Source organism: Endozoicomonas sp. ONNA2 (genome assembly GCF_024606365.1).
Classification (GTDB): Bacteria; Pseudomonadota; Gammaproteobacteria; order Pseudomonadales; family Endozoicomonadaceae; genus Endozoicomonas.
The window spans coordinates 1-1,699 of record NZ_JAHHPO010000734.1 but is presented as its reverse complement, the minus strand read 5'-3'; the positions used below and the strand labels follow the sequence as shown (position 1 = coordinate 1,699).

The following is a 1,699-nucleotide window of genomic DNA, read 5'->3' as shown; positions in this document are numbered from 1 at the left end:
GCAGTTCATATTTAGAAGGTGGAATTGGTATAAGCAGGAGCTGTCCAAGCACAGACTGCCCTGCCCGGCAACAGCTTCTGCACCCATACAGCCTGCGGTTTTTTACTCCACTTCTGAGTCACGAGACCGGTAAGACTGCAGAAAATCACGTAAGCTTGCTAATTTTTCACCGTCGTCGCTGCTGCTGCACTCCAGGATTTCAGATACCCTGCCAAGGGTATCACAGTGATGTTTGGCTATCGTATCGGATATATATTTCTGGACATTGACACTAAAGTCAGGTGGCTCATCTCGCGAGATGTTTCTGTTGGATATCAGAACATATCTGGCATCCACCAGCGTGTGCGGAGCCATTCCCCCGAAAAATTTCAGAGGATACCAGCGGTTGCCGTCGGAATACTGGAGTAGCTGGTCATCATCATAAATATCAAGTTCGTCATTGGCCTGCATATGGTTAACCATCCACTTATTCACTTCTGGATTTTCGACAAAATGAAACTGTCTGTGGGACTGTTCATAATCGTCGCCCTGGCGACCAGTATCTGAAGCATCCATCACACTGCACAACTTTACAGCACCGGACAACGCTTCTTCACACAGCCCCTGCTGGCCCATAAAACCTTGTGCGTACTCAGTGAACCGAACGCTTTTAATGCCATCACCAACACTTTTATTGGCATAGTAGACTATGCACTTTTCATCGTCTGATAACTGCCGTTTGACCTGCCGACTTATGTCATTGCTCAGTTTTATGTGTGCAGGCAATGGTGCCGCCCCAGACCATGAAGCACTGGTTGTGCGAACCGTGGTGTCTGTGCTGGCGTGATGTTGCCCCCGTAATTGCGGCATTACAGCGGCTGTTGGCAATTGACTGACAGCTCTTGGTCCAACAGAGGCTTTTACAGGGCGGGACACAGTGGGATAGCTTCTCTCGTTGGCAGGAAAACTGACGTCCGGTGCAACGGGTATGGTCAGATCAGGCAGATTCATAAGCGTTAACTCTTCGGATTACAGGGATTTGCTGATTCTGACAACCATTTATGATCAAAGTTTCTTCAGCAGGTGAAGCGGGCTACTTATGCCTACAGTGTAAAGGCTCCGCCCGCCGGTTTTTCCATGAAGATCATGGACTGGTCGAAACAGGCCAACATCCGCTCACACCCTGCCAGGCCCTGCCGATTTTGAATAGTTAATGTGTTGGTGTTGACTGATCCAGGCGGTCTGATCAGTTCACAAACATTGGTTATGAAAGAAAGGCTACAGGGAAATGATGGCTCCTATTCAACAGTCCGGATTGATTCGTCTTACAACCAGATACTACAAAGCAATCAGGGCTGGCTGGAGAGCAGCAAGAGCAGGTTGGCAAGTGGCCAGAAAAAAGCATCCTGATTATGACAGACCAATCAATGCCCGTTCAGCTGGCAAGCAATCATTTCCCCGATATCTGAAGAGTCCTGACGGCCAGCCACACCTGAGGCCTCTGAATTCAGCAATGATGCCGAATGAGCAGATGGAACAGTATGAAGGGGAGCTACTGGCAGCTCTTGATACAGCAGAGCAGCCTGAAATACGAAATATTGCCATCTCTGGAGCCATCGGTTCTGGCAAAAGCGCATTTATCCATGCATTCACAGAGCGTAATCCACAATTTAACTGCACCCGGATTTATTTGCCCGCACTTTCAGCAATCAATGCCAAT

Annotated in this window: 2 protein-coding genes; one reads left to right on the top strand and one right to left on the bottom strand. The window is 48.6% G+C overall.

Annotated features, from left to right (window positions below):
- Positions 1-102: 102 nt before the first annotated feature.
- Positions 103-990 carry a hypothetical protein gene (locus tag KDK14_RS12950; protein WP_257265562.1) on the bottom strand — a complete coding sequence of 296 codons (888 nt, stop codon included), beginning with the start codon at positions 988-990 and terminating at the stop codon, positions 103-105.
- Between the two features lie 277 nt (positions 991-1,267).
- Between KDK14_RS12950 and KDK14_RS12945 the strand changes: the two genes are divergently transcribed.
- Positions 1,268-1,699, top strand: a 432-nt coding sequence (locus tag KDK14_RS12945) for an ATP-binding protein (RefSeq protein WP_257265561.1), incomplete at its 3' end; no start/stop codon positions are given.

Coding starts and splice junctions, on each gene's coding strand:
- KDK14_RS12950 (WP_257265562.1), bottom strand. CDS start 990: ATGAATCTGCCTGATCTGACCATACCCGTTGCACCGGACGTCAGTTTT.